This window comes from Kitasatospora sp. NPDC005856, assembly GCF_040629945.1.
GTDB lineage: Bacteria > Actinomycetota > Actinomycetes > Streptomycetales > Streptomycetaceae > Kitasatospora.
Map to the genome: position 1 here is coordinate 1 of NZ_JBEXWT010000234.1, position 1311 is coordinate 1311.

At 70.4% G+C, this 1311-nt stretch carries 1 protein-coding gene; it reads left to right on the top strand.

Translation table 11 applies throughout. The features are described from left to right. Window positions 1-45: 45 nt before the first annotated feature. The gene (locus tag ABZ449_RS42155; protein ID WP_360357473.1) at window positions 46-1272 is read left to right on the top strand and encodes an IS30 family transposase; all 1227 of its coding nucleotides are present in this window, start codon (window positions 46-48) and stop codon (window positions 1270-1272) included. Window positions 1273-1311: the final 39 nt, after the last annotated feature.

Here is a 1311-nt window from a genome sequence, read left to right on the forward strand (position 1 = left end):
CTTGGGTTCTAACGGTCGTCGCAACACCCCAGCTCAAGGTGTGCGATGGACTTCAAGATCCGTAGGGACCGGAAGCCGCAGGGGCCCAGGAAGCTCCGTACCGAGCGGGAGGAATACTTCCGGCTCGTGCAGCAGGGCTACAGCAACACCGAGGCGTCCCGGCTCGTGGGCGTCCACGAGCGGACCGGCCGTGAGTGGCGCCACGGCCGGCCCGAGGGCCGTGTGAAGAGGCCGAGGCCGCCCGCGCAACCTGCGCGGGCGGCCGTTCTCCCACCGTCCGGGCCGTCCCGGTACCTGCGCGAGGACGAGCGCATCCACATCGCCGACCGGCTGCGGGAGAAGGCGACCGTCCGCGAGATCGCCGCCGAGCTGGGCCGCAGCCCGTCCACGGTCAGCCGGGAGATCCGGCGCAACCGCCACCCGGGCAGCGGAAGTTACCGGCCCCATGCCGCGCAGGCCCGCGCCGACGCCCGCCGTCCCCGGCCCAAGCCCTGCAAGATCGCGCAGAACCGGGAGCTGAGGGACTTCATCCAGCGACACCTGGACAAGAAGTGGAGCCCGGAGCAGATCTGTCAGGCTCTACGGGACACCTTCCCCGAACGGCCGGAGATGCACGTGGTCCACGAGACCGTCTACCAGGCCCTCTACTTCCAGGGCCGTGGCGAGCTCCGCCGTGAGCTCGCCGGCGCCCTGCGCACTGGGCGCGCCCGCCGCGTCCCCCACCGCCAAGCCGACGCGCGCAGGCCCAGGTTCGCCCATCCGATGGTCATGATCAGCGAACGTCCCGCCGAGGTCGCAGACCGGGCGGTTCCCGGCCACTGGGAGGGCGACCTGATCATCGGCAAGGACAACGCCTCCGCGATCGGCACCCTGGTCGAGCGCCACACCCGCTACGTGATGCTCCTGCACCTGCCGAACGGCCGCACCGCCGAGCACGTGCGCGACGCACTTGTGGAAACCGTCCACACCCTTCCCAGCCACCTGGTGCGGTCGCTGACCTGGGACCAGGGCTCCGAGATGGCCGCGCACGGCTCTTTCACCGTCGCCACCGGCGTCCCGGTCTACTTCTGCGACCCGGCCAGCCCCTGGCAGCGCGGCTCGAACGAGAACACGAACGGGCTGCTGCGGCAGTACTTCCCGAAGGGCACCGACCTGTCCGTCCACGGCCCGGAACACCTGGCCGCCGTCGCCGCCGAACTGAACGGCCGCCCACGCAAAACGCTCGGCTGGGAAACCCCAGCCGAGCGCCTGCATAAACTCATCGCGGCCTGATCAACCGACCACGTGTTGCAACGACCCCTAGAAACCGCC

What these genes read in the sequence shown, in the direction of transcription:
- ABZ449_RS42155 (WP_360357473.1), top strand. Translation starts at nt 46, where the DNA reads ATGGACTTCAAGATCCGTAGGGACCGGAAGCCGCAGGGGCCCAGGAAG.